Here is a 25,274-nt window from a genome sequence, read left to right as displayed (position 1 = left end):
ACTTTCCTACAAATCCTTCAGTAATACTTTACTTGCTTTTTTATAGTATTCTTCTCTGGATTCGGTCAGCACCTTCCATTCGTCGTTGAATTCTTCGTCTTTGTCTATTTTGAAATTCTCGGAGCCGTATGTGTCCAAACGGTCCAGCAGGACAGCCACATTCAGTTGATTGATATCCATTGAAGGCTGGTAACCGATTTCTTCGCTTTTTTCGTCGGTAACAACCTCGTGAATCAATTCTATTTCCTGTAACTGATAAAGTACCTGATTTGTCAGTCGGATGGGGATCTGATGCTCCTCCGATATTTCTGCAGCCGTATAGGGCGGTTCGTTCTTTTCGAATCGTTTGGCTATGAGTGACATAATCAGGATGGATATAAAATCCCGGTATCGTCTGCTGATGTTCCGGGTGTCCTGGTCAAAGCTAAAGCTGCGGATATTCTGTCCGGCATACGTCAGTTCGGCTCCAAACAAACAGATTGTCCAGGATATCTGCAACCAAAGCAGAAATAAGGGAAGTGCGGCAAAACTACCATAAATGGCATTGTACTTTGACACCCACAACTGGCTGTTGATGTACAGGAACTGAAAAGCCTGATAAGCAGACCCTGCCAGAATACCTGCAATGAGAGCGTGTTTGAATTTCACTTTCGTGTTCGGCATGAAGATGTACAGCCCGGTGAACATCAGCCATGTCAGGACAAAAGGAATAAGCCGTATCATGAATTTCATAACAGGAGCGAGCAGGACGAAATCATCCATCTGCTTGAGAATGGTGCTCATAAACAGAGAAAGTCCTCCGGATACCACGATCAGAATCGGCATCAGCAGGAACATGGAGAAATAGTCCGTAATCTTGCGATACATGGATCGTGCTTTTTTCACTTCCCAGATACGGTTGAAGGTGATTTCAATATTACTGACCAGATTGATAACCGTCCATAACAACATTACCAAACCAACTCCAATGAAAATACCTCCTTTGGTCTGTGAAAGATAGGAATTGACAAATGAGAGAATGGCCTCCGTTGTTTCTGTATTTCCTCCAAAACCGTTGCGGAACTGATGTTCCATCAGGTTGTCGAACCCGAAACCACGCGCTACGGCAAACAGGATGGCAAGTATCGGTACAATGGCAAGCAATGTGCTATAAGTAAGTGCAGAAGCTTTATTGGCCATCCGGTCTTTGGTAAACCGATTGATACAAAGATAGACGGTCTTTATAATATTGTAGAGTGAGAACTTGGTTCGGGTCACTTCGTCTTCCGTAATGCGCCAGATGTCATACGTAAGAAACTTCCATATATCGGTGATTTTCTTCTTCATAGTTCTTCGCTAATTACTAATTGCAAGCAACTAATTACTGATTACAACAGACTTGCTCGAACAGTCGATCCTCATCCATTAGTCATTTGTAATTAAATGGATAATTAAAAGAAAAAGCAGTCAGCCTATAAGCCGAGTTCTGTACCCATATAATTTCCGATTATTAATCTTTAATTATATCAGGTGCCTGTCATTTATCTGAGTGGCGTGTCACCACGACACTTTAGCGGTCTACCCTCCGACATGGAGCGAGCAACTCTCATAACGCCGGTTTACATGACCTTACAACTCCTAAGACGTACAGCCCGCATGTCGCCATGCGACTGGTGGGCTCTTACCCCACCTTCTCACCCTTACCTCTCCCCGAAAGGAGCGGCGGTTATTTTCTTCTACGTTACTCTACCCTCGCGGACAGCTTTCTGTTAGGAAGTAGGATGCTCTATGTTGCCCGGACTTTCCTCCTGCACGAAACATGCACGCGACAGACCGGCCAACTGCTTTAGACTGCAAAAATACGTCATTTATTTTGTTTTAGCCAAAGAAAGTATCACAAATAGAAATAATTTCTAACTTTGCTATCATTAAAATAGATTTTAATGAAGAAGAATATCCTCCTTTTCTATTGTTTCCTGGCGACGATGGCAGCTAGCCTGAAAGCACAGGAAATACGTCCCATGCCTGCCGATTCGGCTTATGGGGTAGTACATATTTCAGTTTGCAATTTGCGCGAGGAAGGCAAATTTACTTCCGGCATGAGCACGCAGGCATTGTTGGGAATGCCGGTCAAGGTGCTTCAGTATAACGGCTGGTACGAGATACAAACACCGGATGATTATACCGGATGGGTGCACCGGATGGTGATTACCCCCATGTCGAAAGAACGGTATGATGAATGGAACCGGGCAGAAAAGATAGTGGTTACCTCGCACTACGGATTTGCGTATGAAAAACCGGATGAGAGTTCCCAACCCGTATCCGATGTTGTTGCGGGCAATCGTTTGAAGTGGGAGGGGAGCAAAGGACATTTCTATCAAGTGTCTTATCCCGACGGACGGAAAGCATATCTTTCGAAATCCATTTCCCAACCGGAAGCGGGATGGCGAGCTTCACTGAAACAAGATGTTGAAAGTATTATTGAAACAGCTTACTCGATGATGGGAATTCCTTATCTATGGGCAGGAACCTCTTCCAAGGGAGTGGATTGTAGCGGACTGGTACGGACCGTACTTTTTATGCATGACATTATTATCCCGAGAGATGCCTCTCAACAGGCCTATGTGGGCGAACATATCGATATTGCTCCTGACTTCTCTAATGTCAAACGGGGAGATCTGGTGTTTTTCGGCCGGAAAGCGACTGCGGAACGTAAAGAAGGTATTTCTCACGTCGGCATTTACCTCGGAAACAAGCAGTTTATCCACGCATTGGGAGATGTGCACGTCAGCAGCATGAATCCTGCGGATCAAAACTATGATGAATTCAACACGAAGCGTTTACTTTTTGCTGTCCGTTTTTTACCTTATATAAATAAGGAGAAAGGAATGAATACCACAAATAAGAACCCCTTTTATCAATAAAAGAATGCAGAACAGGAGAGATTTTTTGAAAACGGCAGCTTTGGCTGCTTTCGGTTCGGGGTTAGTAGCCCGTCAGGCACTAGCCGGAGAATCGTTGCTTTCTACCATTCATATAAATAAGCTCGGTTTGGGAGGGAAGATGAAAATGACTTTTTTCCCTTATGAATTGAAGTTGAGGCACGTGTTTACAGTTGCCACTTATTCGCGTACAACAACTCCCGATGTGCAGGTAGAAATAGAATATGAAGGCGTGACGGGATATGGAGAAGCCTCTATGCCTCCTTATTTGGGAGAAACAGTAGAGTCTGTGATGAATTTCCTTGGGAAAGTGAATCTGGAACAGTTTAGTGATCCTTTTCAGCTAGATGACATTTTGTCATACGTTGACAGCCTCTCGCCAAAGGATACGGCAGCGAAAGCTGCGGTAGATATCGCCCTTCATGATCTGGTAGGGAAACTATTAGGCGCTCCCTGGTATAAGATATGGGGATTGAACAAAGAAAAGACACCTTCCACTACCTTTACGATAGGCATCGATGCGCCGGATGTAGTGCGGGCGAAAACAAAAGAGTGTGCCGATCAGTTTAATATATTAAAGGTGAAACTGGGACGGGACAATGATAAGGAGATGATTGAAACCATTCGTTCGGTAACAGACCTTCCGATAGCGATAGATGCCAATCAAGGATGGGCAGACCGCCAATACGCGCTCGATATGATTCATTGGCTGAAAGAAAAAGGCGTTGTGATGATAGAACAGCCCATGCCTAAGGAGAAGCTAGAGGATATTGCCTGGATAACGCAACAGAGCCCGCTACCGATATTTGCGGATGAATCCTTGCAGCGTCTGGGAGATGTAGCCGCTTTAAAAGGCGCTTTCACGGGAATCAATATAAAGCTGATGAAGTGTACCGGTATGCGTGAAGCATGGAAGATGGTGACATTGGCTCATGCACTCGGCATGCGTGTCATGGTGGGCTGTATGACAGAGACTTCCTGTGCTATTTCTGCAGCTTCACAGTTCTCGCCATTAGTGGATTTTGCCGACCTGGATGGCAACCTGCTTATCTCTAATGATCGCTTTAAAGGGGTGGAAGTGGTGAAAGGAAAGATCACTCTGAATGACTTACCTGGAATCGGTGTCATGAAAATCTGACTTTACTGAATGAATGTCAGAGTGTTAAAGCCATCTGACATACAACGAATGTAAATTTGTCAGGTGTTGTCGTTAACCGCTGTTAAGCTCTAAATATTCTCTGTTAAAAGTGGACAAAAAAGAGTGACAAGTAGAATAAGTGAACGATATTTGTTATTATTTTAACGTCGTAAAAGTTAAAACAATGTCGAATATTAACAATTTAAAGAATTATAAATCATGAAACAGACAACAAAGAACATTCTGGGAGTAGGAGCAATCATTCTTCTTAGCTCAGGAGTTGCAGGATTGACAACTTACAAATTGTTGCAATCTAACGAATCTGCAAAAGAAACATCTTTTAATGAGATGTTCAAGCAGAATCCCAATGTCAAATTGGCTGCTTTTGACGCTGTGAACGCTCAACCTGTTGATTTGACACAGGCTGCCGAGAATTCACTTCATGCTGTCGTACATATAAGGTCTACTCAAGAAGCTAAAACAAGAACTGTTCAGCAAGCGCCGGACATTTTCGATTTCTTTTTTGGTGATGGACGCGGACAGCAACGTCAGGTACAGTCTCAACCTCGTGTAGGTTTTGGTTCGGGAGTAATCATCTCGAAGGATGGATATATCGTAACGAATAATCATGTGATTGAAGGTGCGGATGAAATCAGTGTGAAACTGAATGATAACCGTGAGTTTAAGGGACGCGTGATTGGTACTGACCCTAGCACCGACCTTGCGCTGGTGAAAATTGAGGGTGATGATTTCCCGACTATTCCGGTGGGAGATTCCGAAGCGTTGAAAGTAGGAGAGTGGGTATTGGCAGTAGGTAACCCGTTCAATTTGAACTCTACTGTAACTGCCGGCATCGTAAGTGCAAAAGCCCGTTCTCTGGGAGTATATAATGGTGGTATAGAATCATTCATCCAGACGGATGCTGCCATCAACCAGGGTAACAGTGGTGGTGCACTGGTAAATGCCAAAGGTGAATTGGTTGGTATCAATTCAGTGCTTTCTTCTCCGACAGGTGCTTATGCAGGATACGGTTTTGCTATCCCGACCAGCATTATGACGAAAGTAATTGCCGACTTGAAACAATATGGAACAGTACAACGTGCATTGCTCGGTATTCGTGGTGGCTCTATCGGTAGCAGTTTGATGGACGACCGTCAACCGATTGACAAATCCGGTAAGACATTGGCAGATAAAGCTAAAGAACTGGGTGTTGTAGAAGGAGTATGGGTTTCTGAAATCGTAGAGAATGGTTCTGCTGCCGGAGCTGATATCAAAGTCGATGACGTAATTATCGGTGTGGATAATAAGAAAGTATCCAATATGGCTGACTTGCAGGAAGCACTTGCTAAACATCGTCCGGGTGATAAGGTGAAAGTAAAACTGATGCGCGATAAGAAGGAAAAGACCGTTGAAGTAACGTTGAAGAACGAGCAAGGTACTACCAAGATCGTGAAGGATGCAGGCATGGAAATCCTGGGAGCTGCTTTCAAAGAGTTGCCGGATGACTTGAAGAAGCAATTGAATCTAGGTTACGGTCTGCAAGTGACAGGAGTTTCTTCCGGTAAGATGTCAGATGCAGGAGTTCGTAAAGGCTTCATTATCCTGAAAGCTAATGACCAGCCGATGCGCAAAGTCAGCGATCTGGAAGAAGTAATGAAAGCTGCTGTTAAGTCTCCGAACCAGGTATTATTCCTGACCGGTGTGTTCCCATCAGGTAAACGCGGATATTTCGCTGTCGATCTGACTCAAGAGTAATATATAAAAATAAGGTAAGAAGATTGCAGGATAAGCTAATGAAATAGAAAAAGGATGCCGCCAATCAACTTGTCGGCATCTCTTTTTGTTTTATTAGATGAAAAATATAGTGTAAAAGTTACTTAATTTTGTATGTTAACAAATTATTTGTCGTAACTTTGCACTCCAAATCTGTTTTTAAAGAATGAGACAACTAAAGATTACCAAAAGTATCACTAACAGAGAGAGCGCTTCTCTTGATAAGTATTTGCAGGAAATCGGCCGTGAAGACCTGATTACTGTCGAGGAAGAAGTGGAACTCGCTCAACGCATTCGTAAGGGTGACCGTGTAGCATTGGAAAAATTGACACGTGCCAATCTTCGTTTCGTCGTATCTGTGGCTAAACAGTACCAGAACCAAGGTTTGAGTTTGCCTGACTTGATTAATGAAGGCAATTTAGGACTGATTAAGGCTGCCGAGAAATTTGATGAAACACGTGGATTTAAGTTCATTAGCTACGCTGTATGGTGGATTCGCCAGTCTATTCTGCAAGCATTGGCAGAGCAGTCGCGTATTGTTCGTCTCCCGTTGAATCAGGTAGGTTCGCTGAATAAGATCAGCAAAGCCTTCTCGAAGTTTGAACAGGAAAACGAGCGGCGTCCGTCTCCCGAGGAGTTGGCAGACGAACTGGAAATTCCGGTTGATAAAATCTCTGATACGCTGAAGGTATCCGGCCGTCATATTTCGGTGGATGCGCCTTTTGTGGAAGGGGAGGATAACAGCCTGTTGGATGTGTTGGTTAACGATGATTCGCCAATGGCGGACCGCTCTCTGGTTAATGAGTCTCTTGCGAGGGAAATTGATAGAGCTCTTTCTACGTTAACCGATAGAGAAAAAGAAATCATTCAGATGTTTTTCGGTATCGGACAGCAAGAAATGACATTGGAAGAAATCGGCGATAAATTTGGCCTCACACGTGAGCGCGTTCGTCAGATTAAAGAAAAAGCAATTAGAAGACTTAGACAAAGTAATCGTAGTAAATTGCTCAAATCTTACTTGGGATAAGTAAGGAATATCAGTTTCTGAAAGAAAAAAGAATTTGAGTCGCATAAGTCGCACTTTTCATATAGAAGAATGTACTTATGCGACTTTTTACATAAGCCCCATTCTATAATTCAATCTTATACTATGCGAGTTTTATGAAAAAGTCAGTTTTAATATCATTGGTTCTTATTGTTTTGGGAGCAGGGATGGTGGCGTATGCAAAATGTGCGGCATCCTCTTCTGATTCGGTGCCTGTTAAAGTAGAGCAGCGTTTGCGGGAAAAAGCACAGGCAGGAAAGGCTTATTGTGATAAGAACGGATATAATACGAATTATTGCTTTCTGGTAGATTTCAGTATTCATTCTGGTAAAAGGCGTTTCTTTGTATGGGATTTCAAAGGAGATTCCGTGAAGTATGCCAGTCTCTGTGCTCATGGATATGGGAAAAATAGCACTGTGTCCAAGCCTGTATTCAGCAATGTGGAAGGTAGTTATTGCTCTTCTTTGGGGAAATACAAGGTGGGTATCCGGTCGTATAGCAAGTGGGGAATCAATATTCATTATAAATTACATGGATTGGAAGCGACGAATGATAATGCTTTCAAGCGGTATATCGTGTTGCATTCTTATACTCCGTTGCCGGAAACAGAGGTGTATCCTTTGCATCTTCCGTTAGGAATCAGTCAAGGGTGTCCTGTAATATCCGATGAAGTGATGAGGAAAGTTGACGGGTTGCTCAAAGCGGAAAAGAAACCAGTCCTGCTATGGGTCTATGACTAAGAAATGCTATTTATTTGAGATAAATAGAGGTAATCTCCTCTTTTTTGTTACCTTTGCAAGGTTAAAAATTATATGATATGAAATACGTAAAAATACTATTTGCAATTGCACTTGTGTTTACCATGTGCTCTGCTTTTTCCTTGAAAAAAGACCACTCTAAACCGGTTTATGCTTTTGGAATTTCTGCCTCATTTACGGATACAGTAGTCTATTTCACGGACATTCAGATATTAGATAGTGCGAAGGTTAGCAAGGAAGGCTTCTTGTCTCACCGTGAGTTGTATAGTTATCAGTTGAAGAATTATCTGGAGGATAACCAGTTGCAACAGAATAGTACATGTATGATTTACTTCTCGGAAAACAAGAAGAAATTAGAAAAAGAAGCAACGAAGATTCTGAATAAATACAAGAAAAATAATAGAATGACGGTGTCGCGGATTGATTCTGATAAATTCCACTTTACGAAACCGGAAGAATAATAAGCAATAGTTAAATTGTTAATATAATAAGAGATGCAGCTTTGCATCTCTTATTTTTTTATCTTTGCCTCGTAATAAACTTGAAATCTAATGAAAAAGATAAAAATATTCTCCTTGTTTGTGTGTTTGGCTATGCTGGTAATCGCTTGTCATAATGACGATGATGAAAGAGGAGTCCAGATGCGTACAGTTCTTGTTTATATAGCAGGTGACAATTCTCTTCGCAGCTTTGCTACAGAGGATTTGGCGGAAATGACAGAGGGAATGCAGTCTGTAGATGATAACTCTTATAACCTACTCGTATACATTGATACCGGATCAAGTCCTAAACTAATTCGATTGAAGAAGGATAAAAAGAAGAATGTCGTACAGGAGGTAATCGCTACGTATGAAGGACGAAACTCTGTAGATGTCTCTAAGATGAAGGAGGTTATCAACACGGCATTTTCTGAATATCCGGCACAGAGTTATGGGTTGGTTTTGTGGTCTCATGGAGAAGGATGGTTGGCAAAATCGCAGAATAAAACCCGTTGGTGGGGACAGGATGGTGGTTCAAATTACATGGATATTTCCGAGTTAAAAGATGTTCTGCGTAATGCGCCTCATTTGAGTTTTCTTCTTTTCGATGCATGCTTTATGCAATCTGTTGAGGTGGTCAATGAATTGAAGGAACATGCGGATTACATAATAGGCTCTCCGACAGAGATACCCGCACCGGGTGCTCCATATCAGAAAGTAGTTCCGGCTATGTTTGCCAATAATGCATCGGCTACGGACATAGCAAAGGCATATTTTGAATTTTATGCAGATGAAAATCTTTATACTGGCAAATTGCCATATAATTGGGGCTTAGGTGATCCCTGGACGGCAGGAGTCTCTGTTTCTGTAGTGAACACTTCCATGTTGGAACAACTGGCTAAAAGCAGTAGTGAGATTATTCCGAAATATATTAAGGGCAGACAAGCGATAGCCACATCGGGCATACTCTGTTATGATTGTCGGTCCAGTAAGTATTATTATGATTTTGATGGATTAATACGTTCTTTAGGTAGTGAGACTAGCGAATATGAGGCTTGGAAAGCTGCTTATGATGCTGCTGTGGTTTATTGGAAGACTACTCCTAATAATTACTCCAGTTATGGCGGTAGTTTCTCGATGAATGGCTCTGCAGGACTTTCTACTTATATATTTCGTCAGTCGTATGAAGAGGAGATAAATCCTTTTTATCGTCAGTCGATACAATGCTACTCCGCTGCCGGATGGGATGAGACAGGCTGGTGATAATTACCATTTCAATATTCTTTAGAAGATAGGATTCTAACTTTTTGTGAAGATAGTGTGAAGAATAAGCAATCCTTATATAAGTGGTTATATGAGACGTATGAGAACGATTTGTTTTCATACGGCATTGCTTTTGGCATTAGTAAAGAACTTTTAGAAGATGCCATTCACGATGTTTTTTTGCATTTATATGAGCGTGAGCACAAACTTTGGGAAAGTCAGAATATGAAGTTCTATCTGTTGAACTGTTTGAAGAACCGGATTCGGACCATTAAGAAAAAAGAAATGAATACCGAATTTCTGGAAGAAGGTTCTGATAACTATAGTTTCCTTATTGAAGTGAACGGCTTTGAACTCATAGATGAAGAAAAAGAAAGAGCCGCTATGCAAAAACAGCTGAAAAAGATGCTGGATAGCCTTACAGACCGGCAACGGGAGGCTGTATATCTTCGTTATACCCAAGGACTTAGCTATGAGGAAATCGGGAAATTGATGGGAATACAACCTAAAGCAGCACAGAAATTAGTGTATCGGGCTATCGAACAAATGCGTAAAATTCAGCCTCAAATTATTTATTTTTTCCTTTTCGGTTATTTTCTTTAATTTTCGTGGGGGTATTTTTGTTCTTTGCGTGTTTTTAAAGTGAAACCGTAAAAAGAACGAGTATGCATTCAGATCGAATACCCGAATCGACAAAACAATGGCTACAAAATGAAGACTTCATATTGTGGTGTCTGGCTCCTACCCAGGAATCGGAAGAATGGTGGGTTAATTATCAAAAAGAGCATCCCGAAGATCAAGCATCCCTACAGGAGGCCCGCAAAATCATGTTATCTGCCCGGCTGAATCCGGTTCAGCGCTTACCCGAAGAATCAGAAAGATTGTGGGCACGTATAGAGACAAGCATGGAGCGTCGTGATAAGAGACATCGTTTTATCTTATTTACCCGTTATGCTGCCGCCTGTGTACTAATATTAGGTATTGTTTCTTTCTGGTTGATTCATTCTTTTCAGACGTCCGGAACTGCTGATGATCTGCTTGTCAATGTGAAAGCAGATACTCTGTATCAGAAAGTAATGCTGATAAGAGATGATGCGGAAGCGATTCAGATAGAGAATAATGCCGTCATTACTTATGATAGCAATATTACTATTCAATCCGATGGTAAGGAAACAGAGATAATCAAAGAGGGAGCGGCTCAACCCGGAAAACAAAATACACTGATAGTTCCTTATGGTAGCCATTCATCCATTGTATTGGCAGATGGATCGAAAGTATGGATTAATTCCGGAAGTAAATTACGTTTCCCTTCCTCTTTTGGTCCGGGCGAACGCAGGATAAAAGTAGAAGGAGAGATTTATATAGAAGTTGCCAAAGATACTTCCCGGCCTTTTTATGTAGAGACCCCCCAACTGACAGTTAATGTATTGGGAACAAAGTTTAATGTGTCTGCCTATGCTGATGATGCATTGCAATCCGTGGTGTTGGTAGAAGGAAAAGTAAATGTAAAAGCAAACTCCAATGAAGATTTTGTCCTTTTGCCTAATCAGCGTTTTAAGTTGAGTGATGGGATATCCGGCATCGACGAAGTTAATGCTTACGATTATATTTCATGGAAAGATGGCGTACTTCAGTTCCGGGGTGAGACAATGAAAGATATTATCCAACGGCTAAGTCGCTACTATAATGTATCTATCACATGTACGCCGGAAGTTGCGCAAAAGTGTACAATGGGAAAACTTATCTTATTTGATGATATAGAACAAGTCATGAAAACCTTCTCGTTGCTGTACGATGTCCAGTGTACAATTGAAGCGGGAAGTATAAAAATCGAGTAATAACCCTAAAAATTTAATGCCTATGAATAAACCACAGAAATGAAGCCTTTGTAAAAAAGAAGTTCGGAAGAGAGGCAACTCTTCCGAACCCGTGAGATTTAAATTTTTCAATTACTTATGAAAAACCTAAAAATTGATACGCAAAAATATGGAAAATTCCTATTACAATCATGCAAATAGGGCATATTTTCTTTGTAAATCATATCTGTTTGTGAAATTTTTTGTTATTTTTCTATTTATAGCGAATGTAACTCTCGCTAATGGAAATGGAACGAGCGAACTCTATGATATAAAGAAAGGGACTCTACTGGAATATTTTAAAGATATAGAGAAAGAAACAGGCTACGTTTTCATCTATTCGAAAGATATCCGGCCTAGTTTAAATCAAGTTGTCAGTGTAGATCTATCCAGGAAGAAGACAATCACAGAAAAATTGTCAGCCTTGTTTGAAAAGACAAATCTGGTATATGAAATAAATGGAAAACAGATTGTTGTAAAGAGAAAAACGGCAGTGAAAAAGAATCTTTCTTCACAGCCACAGGAGCCTCGGAGAATAACCGGTACTATTACCGATACAAAAGGAGAACCGATTATCGGTGCCAATATCAAGGAAGTCGGTACATTTAACGGCATAATTTCCGATATAAATGGGCGCTTTGCCTTATCTGTAAATCCGAATGCAGTTTTGGAAATCAGTTATATCGGTTATGTCACGACGACAGTACCTGTAAAAGACAATAAAGTGCTTTCTATTGAAATAGAAGAAGCCGAGCAAAGTCTGGAGGAAGTCGTTGTTGTCGGCTACGGAAAGCAGAAGAAAGAAAGTGTGACAGCATCTATCGCTTCTATTTCGAGGAAAGAACTGGTACAGACACAACAATCCAATATTAGTAACATGCTGGTAGGACGAATGCCGGGATTGATTGCTTTTCAAAGAAGTGGTGCTCCCGGCGAAGACGCTTCCAGTCTGTTAATCAGAGGTGTCAGTACATTTACAGACAACACGGCTCCTTTAATAATGATCGATGGCATCGAACGAACTAATTTTGACGGCATAGATCCGAATGAAGTTGAATCATTGAATATACTTAAAGATGCTTCGGCAACAGCGATCTATGGAGTAAAGGGAGCTAACGGCGTAGTATTAATTACTACCCGTAAAGGGGAAAGAGGGCGTCCCCGGTTGAGCTATTCGGGTAATTTTGCTTTGCAGCAATCTACCCAGCTCCCCAGTTATCTGAATAGTGCGGATTATGCAACTTTATACAATGAAGCTTTAGAAAATGACTCCCGGGTTTCGGGTTCTACCTACCAACCGAAATTCACGGATAAAGATATTGAATTGTACAGAAATGGCTTTGATCCGATTTTGCATCCGAACACTAACTGGATAGACGATTTTCTTAGAAAGTTTTCTACCCGCACTCAACATAACATCAACCTTTCGGGTGGTACAGAACGTGTGAAATACTTTATATCGGGAAGTTATTTCGATCAGACCGGTATCTATAAACATACCAAGATAGATTCGGATCATGATGTAAATCCCCGTAACACCCGTTATAACTTCAGAACTAATTTCGATTTTCAGATAACGCGGGACTTTTCGGCAACTGTTCAAATGGCCGCCCAGATAGGCAGAGTGATTACTCCGGGCTCCGGTAACAGTGGAATCTGGCAAGCTATTTCTTTTGCCAATCCCTTGAGCTCTCCGGGATTGGTGGACAATAAAATTGTCCGCATACAGGATGGATTGGGAAGCGTCAATCCCTGGCAAACCTTATTAAGCAACGGTTATCAGAAAGATAATAGAAATAACATCAATACAACATTACGTCTGAATTATGATTTATCATCTTTGCTGACCAAAGGTTTGTCCGTACACGGGAGTATCGCGTATGATAGCTATTATTACAGCCGTAAGAAATATTCGAAAACCTTTCCTTATTATCTTGCGCGCCGTGATGCGGAAGATCCGGATTACATCTATCTGATCCCCCAATCAGAAGAGAGTATCTGGTCTGTAAGTACCGGATGGGATAAGAACCGGAAAGTATATATGGAGTTTGGAATTGATTATAATAGAACTTTCGGGCTTCATAAAACGACAGCACTTATTCTGTATAATCAGAGTAAATATTATTCCCCCTCCCTTCAATATTATGTACCTAATGCTTATCAGGGATTGGTAGGACGATTGACCTATGAATATGCCTCCCGTTATTTGGCAGAATTCAATATGGGATACAACGGAACCGAGAATTTTGCCAAAGGCAAACGGTTCGGATTTTTTCCTGCTGTTTCATTAGGTTGGGTCATCAGTGAAGAAAAGTTTTTTCCGAAAAACAATATCGTTAAATATCTAAAGGTGAGAGGGTCCTACGGAGAGGTAGGAAACGATCAGATAGGTGGTGATCGATTTTTGTATCTGCCGTCTTCTTATGGAGCAGCGAGCGATTCGGGTGTGAACAAGTATAATTTCGGTTTGGCTTCCAATCCGTATACTTCACTGATGATTGTTGAAAATAAAATCGGTAATCCTGATTTGACTTGGGAAAAGGCGAAAAAGATGAATGTCGGTGTAGATATTAATCTGTTCAATAATTGTCTGACTGCTTCATTTGATATATTCAAAGAAAAACGGAATAACATATTAGCCAACAGATCAACATCCCCCATGATTATAGGTGCTAATCTTCCTGCATATAATTTTGGAGAAATGGAAAATCGCGGTTGGGAAATGGACCTTAATTTTAGACATCATATACAAGATTTCCATTATTGGGCACGCTTCAATTATTCATTTGCGAGGAATGAAATCATCTACATGGATGAAGTGCAGAAGAGATATGATTATCAGATGACTACCGGAAGAAGAAAGAATCAGTTTTTCGGACTGATTTTTGACGGATACTATAACTCGTGGGAAGAAATCAATGCATTAGACCGTCCTAAAAGTTCATGGAGCGGGAATCAGTTGCAACCGGGAGACGTCAAGTATATAGACGTCAACCAGGATGGAGTGATTGATGATTACGACATGGTCCCGATAGGATACACCCCCGTACCGGAGATTATTTACGGTTTCTCATTCGGAGCGCAATATAAAGGATTTGATTTCTCCATCTTATTTCAGGGAGCCGACAATGTATCCATTAAATATTTCGGACGGTCGATGTGGCCTTTCGCGAAAGGAGAAGAGAGTGCGAAATCTCTGATAAAAGAACGTTGGACACAGGAACGGTATGAGGCAGGAGAAAAGATCACCTTTCCCCGTTTGTCTCTGAATCCCAACGGAGAAACCGATCACAACTATCGTCCTTCTACTCTTTGGATACGGGATGCCAGTTATTTGCGATTGAAAAACCTCGAAGTAGGATATACATTTACCGGAGGTTTTGTCAAACGGCTTAACCTGAATAGTGTAAGATTATATTTCAACGGTTCCAATTTATTCACGTGGACAGATGTGGTAGATCTGGACCCGGAAGCACCTTCGAGAAGTGGAAATGTTGAAATCAATACATATCCGTTGCAGAAAGTATATAATATTGGTCTTAATATAAATTTTTGATAATCATGAAAAGAATAACATATATATGTGCAATACTTCTGTCGTCTGTATTGATGTTTTCGTGTAGTGACTATCTGGAAGCTCCGCCCTCTGTCGATTTGGATGAAGACGGTGTCTTTGCCGACAGGACTTTGACAGAACAATACATAACAGGCATCTATGCAGAAGGTATGCCGCTGGGGTTCTCGATGGGAAGTAGCGGGATCGACCGTAAACTGTGTGCAACCTCAACCCTGGCAGGAGCGTGTGATGAAGCCGAACAAGGTGCAAACTGGGGGAAGGGCAATGCCTCGTGGAACGTGGACAATCATAACAACAGCAGCATAGACTGGGATGAAGACCCCCGTCACAACACCCGTTGGCAGACATTACGAAAATGCAATATCGTGCTTGAACGTATTGACGAAGTGCCCGATGATCCGGGAGACGTTGATTTTAAGAAACGTTCCAGAGGCGAAGCCTATTTTATGCGGGCTTTGGTCTTCTGGGAAGGAGTATATAGATATGGTGGACTGCCTATAATATACCGTAGAATAAATCCGTCGGAAGATGGTAAACTACCCCGTAATACATTTTCCGATTGTGTAGACTCCATTCTTGTCGATTGTGACCGGGCTGCCTCCATATTACCGGATTATTATACGAATTCGATATTGGTGGGACGGGCAAACAGGATAGCCGCCTTAGCTCTCAAATCCAGAGTACTCCTGTATGCGGCGAGTCCTTTGTTCAATACCGACGATCCGTACCTTCCTTTAAGTGGAAATAATGACCTGATAGGATATGGAAACTATAGTAAAGAACGCTGGAATGAAGCTGCTAAAGCAGCCAAGGCAGCCATTACCGCTGTTGAATCTTCTGGCTATTATGACTTGTACGATGAGGGAACACCTGAAACAAATTACGAACATGTGTGGACTGCTCCCGATAACAAAGAAATAATTCTGGCCAACAAGAAATACCGGAATTTCACAACAAGCAGTCATCCCATAACAAGCAATATACCGGCATGGGCGGGAAGTAGTTGGAGCGACGGCGGTCTTTTTACAACCTTCAATTTCGTGCGTTTCTATGAGAAAAAAGACGGGAACCAACAAACATGGAATATGGATGGTGGCGATGATCTGCTTGAAAAGTACGACGAACTGGACCCTCGTTTTGCGCAAACCATTGCAGCACATGGAGCTAACTGGAATACAGAGATTGGAATTCTTAATTTTCTGCCCGGTGGAGCTCACAATGTAGCCAATGATAAAACGAAACACCTGGTTCGCAAATGGGTACCTCGCGTACTAAGAGCAACGGCTCCGCGCAACTCCACTAATATGGACTGGATTGTCTTCCGGGTAGCCGAACTCTATCTGAATTATGCAGAAGCTTTGAATGAATATTATGAAACTCCCCCGAAAGAAGCATTCGATGCAGTCCTGAAAGTTCGTGAACGCTCCGGAATGCCGGGCTTTCCTTCCACTTTGAATAAAGAGCAGTTCAGGGAGAAACTGCGAAGAGAACGAGCCGTGGAACTGGCTTATGAAGATCATCGTTTCTGGGATATACGACGTTGGCTGATAGCCGATGATGAAGGTGTTATGAAAGGTGCCATGTATGGATTGCAGCTCTCCGCTGTTACAGGAGCACCGGGTAAAGTACATTACAAACCTTATGTCTTTGAAAACAGATTATGGAGTGACCGTTCTTATTTACATCCTATCAAGCAGACCGAAATAGATAAAGGGTATATGCTTCAGAATCCGGGATGGTAAATATGTTCAATCAACTAAAAATAAAAGGTATGACAATAATAAACAGTATATACAAAGGGAAGCGTTATGCTATACTTTTGACTACTATTCTCACTTTTTATGCTCCCGTTTTGTTTGCTCAACACATAGCCGACTCTGCACTTGTAGAAGTCGCCAATGGGCAACAACCGGAATGGAGGCGAACAAGTGCCATTTCTTCCATACGTGGGGAAGATTTGATGAAAACTACTTCCGCAAGCTTGGGAAATAGTCTGCAAGGACAGCTTCCCGGACTAACATTGTTGCAACAAAGCGGAGAGCCCGGCTATGATTTCTCTATCGCGAATCTCTACCTCCGGGGACGTACTTCCTATGCAAGCGGACAAAAAATGCTGGTATATGTCGACGGTTTCGAAGCCCCGATTGAAAGTCTGTCCACTGCGGAAATCGAGTCTGTAACATTATTGAAAGACGCTTCGGCTCTGGCTTTATATGGTATGCGTGGTGCAAATGGTGTTTTATTGGTGACAACCAAGAAAGGATGCGTTTCCGCTCCGCAAGTCAGTATCCGTTTACAAACGGGAATACAACAACCGTTGGGCGTTCCCGATCCTATCAATGCGTATGATTATACCACCTTATACAATCAGGCGCGTGTGAATGACGGATTGCCTCGTTTATACACTCCAGAGGAATTGAATGCCTATCAGAACAACACCGATCCTTACTTTTACCCCAATGTAAACTGGAAAAAGGCCATTTTGAATAATACAGCTCCTTTGAGTATGGCTGATTTAAGTTTTAAAGGAGGAGGAGATGTGGTGCAATACTATGTAATGATGAATCTTTTGCAGAACATCGGTTTCTACAAAGACACCGATAAAAAACGCCGGGAAAACTCGAATGCCTATTATGCGAGCTTTAATTTCAGGTCTAATTTGAATATCCAGATAAGCAAACACCTGTCTACCGGACTCAATTTTAGCGGGAGTGTAGGTAATCGCTCTATTCCCGGAGGCAGCAGTTCTGCCAACGGACTTTTGGGAGCGATATGGAGAACAGCTCCGAATGCATTTCCGGTGTACAACCCCGACGGATCGTATGGAGGAAATGCCGCTTTTACCAACCCGGTCGGTAATATCGTCAGCAGAGGGCTTTATAAAGAAAACAGCCGGACTTTCCAACTGATTTTTATGCCTAAATACGACCTGGAGAAACTGACAAAGGGATTAAGTGTCAGTGCCGGTATTGCCTACAACAACTATATGGCGGATTCATCTATAAAGAATCAGAATTATGCCCGTTATTCTCTTTCCAAAGGAGCAGGGGGAGAGGTGCTATATACACCCTACGGCGCTGATTCTCCTTTGGAATCCGATGAAGGATTCCGTACTGACTGGAGCCGTCTGAACTTTAAGGCACAGTTGGATTATGATCGCGTTTTCAAGCAACATCAACTCACTGCCAGCATCTTTTTCCTGTCTGATTTATATCAGAAATATGGAAGTCGTGATGACATTAAATACTTGAATTATGCAGGGCGGGTAACTTACTCTTATAATCAAAAATACATAGGAGAATTTGCAGCTTCATATACAGGTTGTGATGATTATGCTCCTGGAAAAAGATATGGATTCTTTCCCGCTTTCTCCGCCGGATGGATACTGTCGAAAGAAAACTTCATGAAAAATATCAACTGGGTTGAATATTTGAAACTAAGAGCATCTATCGGACTGGTTGGAAACAATCAGAATGAGAACGGACGTTATCTGTTCGACCAGACTTATAGCAGTAACGGCTCCTATTTTTTAGGTACAGGGTCGTCATCAACAGGCGGGTTTCGGGCAGATATGATTGCCAATCCCGATATTAGTTGGGAGAAGGAACGTGTATTCAATATCGGATTGGATGCAGTTTTACTGAAAGGGCTGTCGGTAGAATTCGATTATTTCCATAAAGAAAGATATGATATCCTGTCACAGCCGTATTCCACTATTCCCGGATTTGTTGGAGCCTCTTATGGCGACATATTGCCTTATATGAATGTAGGTAAAGTAAAGAATCAAGGTTTCGAGGGTACGATCAGGTACGAAAGCAGTCTTAAAAATAACTTCAACTATTACGTTGAAACATCGGCGTGGTATGCAAAGAATGAAATTGTCGATATGGCGGAAGAAGTGAAACTCTACGATTATCAATATCGTAAAGGACGTTCCGTGAATACTCCTTTTGTACTTGTTGCTGACGGACTGTATCAGGAGAGTGATTTCGATTCGAATGGAAGTCTGAAGTCACATTTACCGGTACCGCAGTTTGGAGAAGTAAACCCCGGTGATATAAAATATATCGATAAAAATGGTGATGGAGTAGTCGATTCCAATGACTCCTATCCTGTGGGATATTCTAATATTCCGGAGTGGAATTATGCTTTGAAAATAGGCTTTGAATGGAAAGGGATAGACGTTGAGGCTTTATTTCATGGCGTTGCCAATAGAGACATCTATTTGAGCGGGCCGTTGGCTTATTCCTTTACCGACAATGGCTCTGCTTCAAAACTGGCTCTCGACAGCTGGACACCGGAGAATCCCAATGCTTCTTATCCCCGTTTGTCTACCCGGACATTTGAAAACAATTACCGGATATCTACATATTGGAAAAGAAACGGAAACTACTTCAGAATGAAGAATATCCGGATTGGATATACCTTCCCCCAGTCAATAGCAAGAGCGATAAAATTGTCCAGATTGTATGTGTATGCTAATGCGAGCAATCTTTTCACCGTGAGTCATCTTGACGGATTGGCCGACCCGGAAAGCAGTTCTTTGATTACATATCCGTTGACACGTTCCTACAACCTGGGAATAAAAATTGATTTTTAATAGGTAAGAACAAAAATATAATAATTATGAAATACCCAATAGGTTTATCTATCATATTGAATGCTCTTGCTGCTATCAGCATATTGTCCGGATGCAGTGATTATCTGGACAGAGAGTATGATTCGTTTATCGACAACGAGATGACCTTTACTTCCTATGAACGTACAAGCAAATTTCTAGTCAATGCTTATCGGTATCTGCCTGATGGTTTCAACCGTATCGGTTCCGAAGCTATGTTGGATGCCGCTACCGATGATGCCGAACATGCTAATGCCTCCTGCAACATCCAGCACTTCAACACCGGAGCCTGGAATTCAAGGTCCAATCCGGATGATTTGTGGAATAAGTATTACGCAGGAATTCGCATAGCGAATGAATTTATAGAAAATGTAGACAGAGTGAATCTGGATAAATACAGACTCGATCCGGATAATCAGAATGAATATCAGAACCGTCTGAATGACTTGAAAACATGGAAATATGAGGCCCGTTTTTTAAGAGCGTTTTTCCATTTCGAGCTGGTGAAACGTTTCGGACCTGTACCTGTGATTACTTCTACACTATCCGTCAATGCGGATTATTCGGAGACTCCACGCCCGTCTATGGACGATTGCATCTCATTCATCTCCAGCGAATGTGATAAGGTAGCCGAAGTGCTCGATTTAACTCCGGGACGAGGAATCGATTCGGATTTGGGACGTGCAACGAAGGGAGCCGCATTGGCTTTGAAAAGCAGAGTTTTATTGTATGCGGCCAGTCCCTTGTATCTGGACTGGCAGAATTTTTCGGAAAGCGATCTTCCTTCCGATATGGAGAAATGGAAAGCTGCGGCACAGGCTGCGAAAGACGTAATTGATCTGGGCATATATTCGTTGTATGGCAGTTATGCCACTTTATTCAAGAATAACTTTCAGAATTCCGAGTTTATTCTGATGCGTCGTTATGGAAACAATTCCGACTTTGAAAAATACAACTTTCCTGTCAGTTATGGTGGGGTAGGCGGCATCAATCCTTCGTTGAATCTGGTAGACTCTTATGAAATGAAAGATGGCAGCTATTTTAGTTGGGAGAATGAGGAAAATGCCGTTCGTCCGCAATTCTACCGGGATGACAGGTTGAATGCTACCATTCTGCTGAATGATTCCGTTTGGAAAAGCACGGCGGTAGAGAATTGGGACGGTGGAAAAGACGGTCTGGGCGTTACCAATGCAACCAAAACCGGATTCTATCTGAAAAAATACCTCAATGAAGATGTGAATATCCAAACCGGCGGAGGAAGTCAGGGACATATCTGGCCGTTGTTTCGTTTAGCGGAGATTTACCTGAATTATGCGGAAGCCTTGAACGAATACGATCCCGAAAATGCGGATATAGCAGAATACGTCAATCGAGTGCGCAGCCGTGCCGGACAACCGAATCTGCCTTCCGGATTGACGCAGGACGAAATGCGTGAGCGTATCCGGCGTGAACGTCGTGTCGAACTGGCATTTGAGGAGCATCGTTCGTGGGATGTAAGACGGTGGAAGATTGCGCAAGAAACACTCGGAGGAGATTTGCTAGGTCTTGAAATCACCCGTAAGAATCAGGCTCGAAGAGCTGTTACCCGGAATTCCGTAATACCGGCTAACGAAGTTCCGGAAGGATGGCATTATTACGATGGAGACGAATTCAATGATTTGGTCATAAACAACTCATATTGGGGACAGTATGGAAGCGACACTCCGGTAGGAAACTCCCAGTATGGACAACCCACCGGAAATATCCAGACTTATCGTAAAAAACAGATTACGATTGAGAAAGGGAGTGGCGGATTGAGCTTTGCCCGGATAGCAGCCACCAAGGACGACAATCCACCGGCTCCGACATTAAGCACTGCCAGTACGAGAGAAGGATGGTGGTCGGGAGCTTTGTCCAGCCGGGATACCGACAAATATGGTTATCAGGGGAAATATTACCCTCTGCATTCCCGCATTGAGATTCGTGCAAAAATACCTTATATATATGGTATATGGATGGGACCGTGGTGTCGTCATTATGCAGGAGCCAGTGTTGCGGAACTTGACATCGAAGAGTTTTTCGTCAAGGAATTTGAGAATACGGCTTCACCCCGCCGGCTTAGCCAGGCTTTACATTTGCATGATAATAAAACAGGCAATCTGGGAATCAACGTGAATGGGTACGGACGACATACAGTGCTTGATTTTGATCCGGGAGCAGACTTCCATACGTATGGCGTTCAGGTAGATCCGGACCCGGTTTCTCCGGATAAGCATGCTATCATCAGCTACCTGTTGGATGGTAAAGTAACCAATACATTCAAGACGATTGACTATGATGACAGATATAATACATTTATAACCAAAGCAATAGCGGAGGGAAGAGAAAAGCGAACCTGGGACATTGCGATAACCGGACAAATCGGAGGAAAGAATGAAAATGGTATCGGCTATCCCGAAGACAGGAATGCCAATTTGAGAAACGTTTCGATGGATGTAGATTGGGTACGTGTATTTACCCGGGATGAAACAGAACCAGAGATTCCTGAAAAGCCGGAATATCCCGTCGAGAAGTTTGATTATTCCCGTGCTGTGGTAGAAAAGAGAGTGTTTGATTCTAAAATGTATTGGTATCCCATACCTGAAAGTGAGATTCTGCAGTTGAAGAACTGGAAACAGAATCCGGGTTGGTAAATCATTAAAAAGAAATATCATGTTGAAAATAAAGATTCTAATAATCATATTTTGCTGTATCGGGGTGGTGAAAGCCCAAACCGTTATTCCTCCTTCATCAGAAACCCCTCCCGGATGGATTTATTACGATGGAGACGAGTTTAACGGAGATGTGATTGACTCCCGGTATTGGGGAATATATGGTTCCCCAAAAGTGGGGCGACCCACCTATAATCAGGAAAATAAAGCCATGCTTCAGACATATCGTCCGGAGCAGGTCTTTATCGAAACCCTTCCTACAGGAGAGAAGATTTGTCGAATTCGCTCATTCAAAAGTAAAGATGCGCCCAGTCCCGTTCATCCCAGTGTGAAGAGTAAGACCGGATGGTGGTCGGGAGCGCTGTCCAGCAGAGATTCCGATACGGAGAAATATTATCCTCTTTTCTGCCGCATAGAGATCAAAGCCAAAGTCCCATATCTATATGGGCTTTGGAATGCACTTTGGTTGAGGCATTATAAAGGAGCTGGAGTAGCCGAAATAGATATACTGGAGTTTTTTACCAAAGCTTTCGGGGAAAATCCTTATCCGGCCAAAGCGAATCAAACCTTGCATTTGTTCAATTCGGAAACGCAAAAGTTGGGAATCAATCTACCCAAAGGTCAGATACGATATACTGAAATCGGAGACGATAAGCCGGGAGATAATTTCCATGTATATGCGGTTCAGATAGATCCCGATCCTGTTGATAACAATCATGCCATCATTACGTTTCTGATAGATAATAAAGTCAATTACCAGATACATACCCGTACACAGTTGGGGGATGCATATACTGATTTTATCACTAAGGCTCGTAAAGAGGATCGGCTGGACAGAGTTTGGGATATTGCTATCACCGGGCAGGTAGGAGCATTTGACAAGTTGGATGTCGGCTATCCTGCGGAGGAATTGCAGCAATTTGATTTCGATATTGATTGGATAAGAGTTTATGTTCGCGATCCGCATACCCGGATCGTCGGAAATAGTAAACTACCTCATACTCCGGAAGCGGATTCATTTGTTAAAGATTTGCTCTCACGGATGACTGTGGAAGAGAAGATCGGCCAGTTATCCCAATACGTAGGCCGTACCCTTTTAACCGGTCCTGAATCAGAATATTTGAGCGATTCATTGATAGCACGCGGACTTGTAGGTTCTGTTTTGAATATATCCGGTGCAAAGACATTGCGTGATTTGCAGGAAAAGAATATGCGTCATTCCCGGATAAAGATACCGATTCTTTTTGGGATGGACGTGATTCATGGATATAAGACAATCTTTCCGACTCCTTTGGCGGAATCGTGTAGTTGGGATTTAGCAGCGATCGAACGAGCTGCCAAGATTGCTGCGATTGAATCCTCGGCAGCCGGACTACATTGGACGTTCGCTCCTATGGTCGACATCGCAAGAGACGCCCGTTGGGGCAGGGTAGTGGAAGGAGCAGGAGAAGACACCTACCTGGGAAGTGAAATAGCCAAAGCAAGAGTGAATGGTTTTCAGTGGAATCTTTGGGAGAATAATTCAGTATTGGCATGTGCAAAGCATTGGGTAGCTTACGGACTTCCCCAGGCGGGAAGAGATTATGCTCCGGTGGATATGTCGGAACGGACTTTGTTTGATACTTATCTACCTCCTTTTAAGGCTTGCATTGATGCGGGAGTACTTACTTTTATGAGTGCTTTCAATGATATAAATGGTATTCCTGCGTCCGCACATCCGTTCCTGCTCAAAGACTTATTGAGAGGGCAATGGAATTTCAATGGTTTTGTGGTAAGCGATTGGGAAGCAGTGAAGCAGCTGGTGGCGCAGGGAGTGGCGGAAGACGATAAAGACGCTACCCGTCTGGCTTTCAATTCCGGCATCGACATGGATATGACAGATGGGCTCTATAATAAATACATGAAAGAACTGATAGAAGCCGGTAAAATCAGTATGGAAGATGTCGACAATTCCGTCAGTCGGATTCTGCATATCAAATATGCTTTGGGACTGTTTGTTGATCCATATAAATTCTGTAATGAAGAATACGAATCGCAGACAATCATGAAAAAAGAATTTCTGGATGCAGCACTGGACATGGCTCATAAATCGGCTGTCCTGCTGAAGAATGACAATCATACATTACCGCTGGCAAAAAATGTCCGTTCCATTGCCGTGGTAGGTCCGCTGGCCGATAATCAGACCGAACTGCTGGGCTCGTGGAGAGCAAGAGGGGAAGATCGCCATGTGACGACTGTATTGCAGGGCATAAAGAACAAAATCGGCGGTAACAAAACGAAAGTTGGATATGCCCGTGGTTGCGATTTTGACGGAGAAGATAAGTCAGGATTCAAAGAAGCAGTGAAATTGGCTTCCAAAAGTGATATGGTGATTGCCGTTGTCGGTGAAAAAGCTTTGATGAGTGGCGAATCGAGAAGCCGTGCCCAACTGGATTTGCCGGGTGTGCAGGAAGAATTGATAAAAGAACTGGTTGCCACAGGGAAACCCGTTGTCGTCGTATTGATGAATGGGCGTCCGCTGTCTATCGAATGGGTGGACAAGAACGTATCGGCCATTCTCGAAACCTGGTTTTTAGGTACTTCTGCAGGAACCGCTATTGCTGATATACTGTTCGGTGATTATAATCCTTCCGGAAGATTGACCATTTCTTTTCCACGGGTAGAGGGACAAGTACCGATTTACTATAACTATAAGAAATCCGGACGTCCGGGAGATATGCTCCATTCCTCAACCACCCGGCATATCGATGTTCCGAATGCTCCGCTCTATCCTTTTGGTTACGGTTTGAGTTATACCACATTCAGTTATTCAGCTCCGCAGAGCACCCAAAAAGAATATACGCGACAGGAGACCATCTCCGTTTCGGTGACAGTAACCAATACCGGAGACAGAGATGGCGAAGAGACTGTGCAACTGTATGTGAATGATAAAGTTGCTTCTGTTGTGCGTCCGGTAAAGGAGTTGAAGGCATTCAAGAAAATATTCCTGAAAGCGGGGGAGTCAAAGACCGTTCAGTTTGACATTTCTCCTTTAGCTTTAGGCTTTTATGATGCTGCCATGAACTATGTGGTAGAACCCGGTGAATTTGAAATTATGACCGGCTGCAACAGTAATGATTTACAAACCATATCGGTCAAACTAATAAATTAGAAGGA

15 protein-coding genes and 1 other RNA gene are annotated in these 25,274 nt (G+C 42.6%); 14 read left to right on the top strand and 2 right to left on the bottom strand.

Annotated features, from left to right (window positions below; genetic code table 11):
• Positions 1-6 precede the first annotated feature (6 nt).
• Both Bovatus_RS06530 and rnpB read right to left on the bottom strand, forming a co-directional pair.
• Entirely contained in the window at positions 7-1,326 is a 1,320-nt protein-coding gene (locus tag Bovatus_RS06530; protein WP_004296663.1) for a YihY/virulence factor BrkB family protein, read from the bottom strand.
• Between the two features lie 112 nt (positions 1,327-1,438).
• An RNA gene (rnpB, locus tag Bovatus_RS06525) (RNase P RNA component class A) lies at positions 1,439-1,824 on the bottom strand.
• Positions 1,825-1,922: 98 nt separating this feature from the next.
• On the opposite strand from rnpB, the gene Bovatus_RS06520 reads away from it, so the two are divergent.
• From Bovatus_RS06520 to bglX, 14 genes are all read left to right on the top strand, one after another.
• Positions 1,923-2,903 (top strand): C40 family peptidase, encoded by a 981-nt coding sequence (locus tag Bovatus_RS06520; RefSeq protein ID WP_004296665.1) that lies wholly within the window; start codon positions 1,923-1,925, stop codon positions 2,901-2,903.
• A 4-nt stretch (positions 2,904-2,907) separates the two neighbouring features.
• A complete protein-coding gene (locus Bovatus_RS06515; protein WP_004296666.1) occupies positions 2,908-4,059 on the top strand; it encodes a dipeptide epimerase in 1,152 nt (383 codons plus the stop codon).
• Between the two features lie 219 nt (positions 4,060-4,278).
• On the top strand, positions 4,279-5,814 hold the full coding sequence (locus Bovatus_RS06510; protein WP_004296667.1) for a trypsin-like peptidase domain-containing protein: 1,536 nt from the start codon (positions 4,279-4,281) through the stop codon (positions 5,812-5,814).
• A gap of 184 nt (positions 5,815-5,998) precedes the next feature.
• Positions 5,999-6,859, top strand: a complete 861-nt coding sequence (locus Bovatus_RS06505; protein ID WP_002561589.1) for a sigma-70 family RNA polymerase sigma factor — start codon at positions 5,999-6,001, stop codon at positions 6,857-6,859.
• A gap of 134 nt (positions 6,860-6,993) precedes the next feature.
• Positions 6,994-7,617 carry a murein L,D-transpeptidase catalytic domain-containing protein gene (locus tag Bovatus_RS06500; protein ID WP_004296668.1) on the top strand — a complete coding sequence of 208 codons (624 nt, stop codon included), beginning with the start codon at positions 6,994-6,996 and terminating at the stop codon, positions 7,615-7,617.
• Between the two features lie 77 nt (positions 7,618-7,694).
• On the top strand, positions 7,695-8,096 hold the full coding sequence (locus Bovatus_RS06495) for a hypothetical protein (RefSeq protein WP_004296669.1): 402 nt from the start codon (positions 7,695-7,697) through the stop codon (positions 8,094-8,096).
• A 90-nt stretch (positions 8,097-8,186) separates the two neighbouring features.
• Complete coding sequence (locus Bovatus_RS06490) at positions 8,187-9,377, top strand: clostripain-related cysteine peptidase (RefSeq protein WP_004296670.1); 1,191 nt, start codon at positions 8,187-8,189, stop codon at positions 9,375-9,377.
• A gap of 57 nt (positions 9,378-9,434) precedes the next feature.
• Complete coding sequence (locus tag Bovatus_RS06485; RefSeq protein ID WP_004296671.1) at positions 9,435-9,980, top strand: RNA polymerase sigma factor; 546 nt, start codon at positions 9,435-9,437, stop codon at positions 9,978-9,980.
• 62 nt (positions 9,981-10,042) lie between these two features.
• On the top strand, positions 10,043-11,215 hold the full coding sequence (locus Bovatus_RS06480) for a FecR family protein (protein ID WP_004296672.1): 1,173 nt from the start codon (positions 10,043-10,045) through the stop codon (positions 11,213-11,215).
• A gap of 148 nt (positions 11,216-11,363) precedes the next feature.
• Positions 11,364-14,789: a TonB-dependent receptor gene (locus Bovatus_RS06475; protein WP_004296673.1), complete on the top strand. Its 3,426-nt coding sequence runs from the start codon at positions 11,364-11,366 to the stop codon at positions 14,787-14,789.
• 5 nt (positions 14,790-14,794) lie between these two features.
• The gene (locus Bovatus_RS06470; protein WP_004321141.1) at positions 14,795-16,552 is read left to right on the top strand and encodes a RagB/SusD family nutrient uptake outer membrane protein; all 1,758 of its coding nucleotides are present in this window, start codon (positions 14,795-14,797) and stop codon (positions 16,550-16,552) included.
• Between the two features lie 29 nt (positions 16,553-16,581).
• Positions 16,582-19,410, top strand: coding sequence for a SusC/RagA family TonB-linked outer membrane protein (locus tag Bovatus_RS06465; RefSeq protein ID WP_004321138.1), 2,829 nt, complete (start codon positions 16,582-16,584; stop codon positions 19,408-19,410).
• Positions 19,411-19,436: 26 nt separating this feature from the next.
• On the top strand, positions 19,437-22,100 hold the full coding sequence (locus Bovatus_RS06460) for a RagB/SusD family nutrient uptake outer membrane protein (protein ID WP_004296676.1): 2,664 nt from the start codon (positions 19,437-19,439) through the stop codon (positions 22,098-22,100).
• A 19-nt stretch (positions 22,101-22,119) separates the two neighbouring features.
• On the top strand, positions 22,120-25,269 hold the full coding sequence (gene bglX / locus Bovatus_RS06455; protein ID WP_004296677.1) for a beta-glucosidase BglX: 3,150 nt from the start codon (positions 22,120-22,122) through the stop codon (positions 25,267-25,269).
• Positions 25,270-25,274: the final 5 nt, after the last annotated feature.

The sequence above is a fragment of the Bacteroides ovatus genome (genome assembly GCF_001314995.1).
In the GTDB taxonomy this organism is placed as follows: Bacteria; Bacteroidota; Bacteroidia; order Bacteroidales; family Bacteroidaceae; genus Bacteroides; species Bacteroides ovatus.
This window is presented reverse-complemented; position numbering and strand designations above follow the sequence as displayed.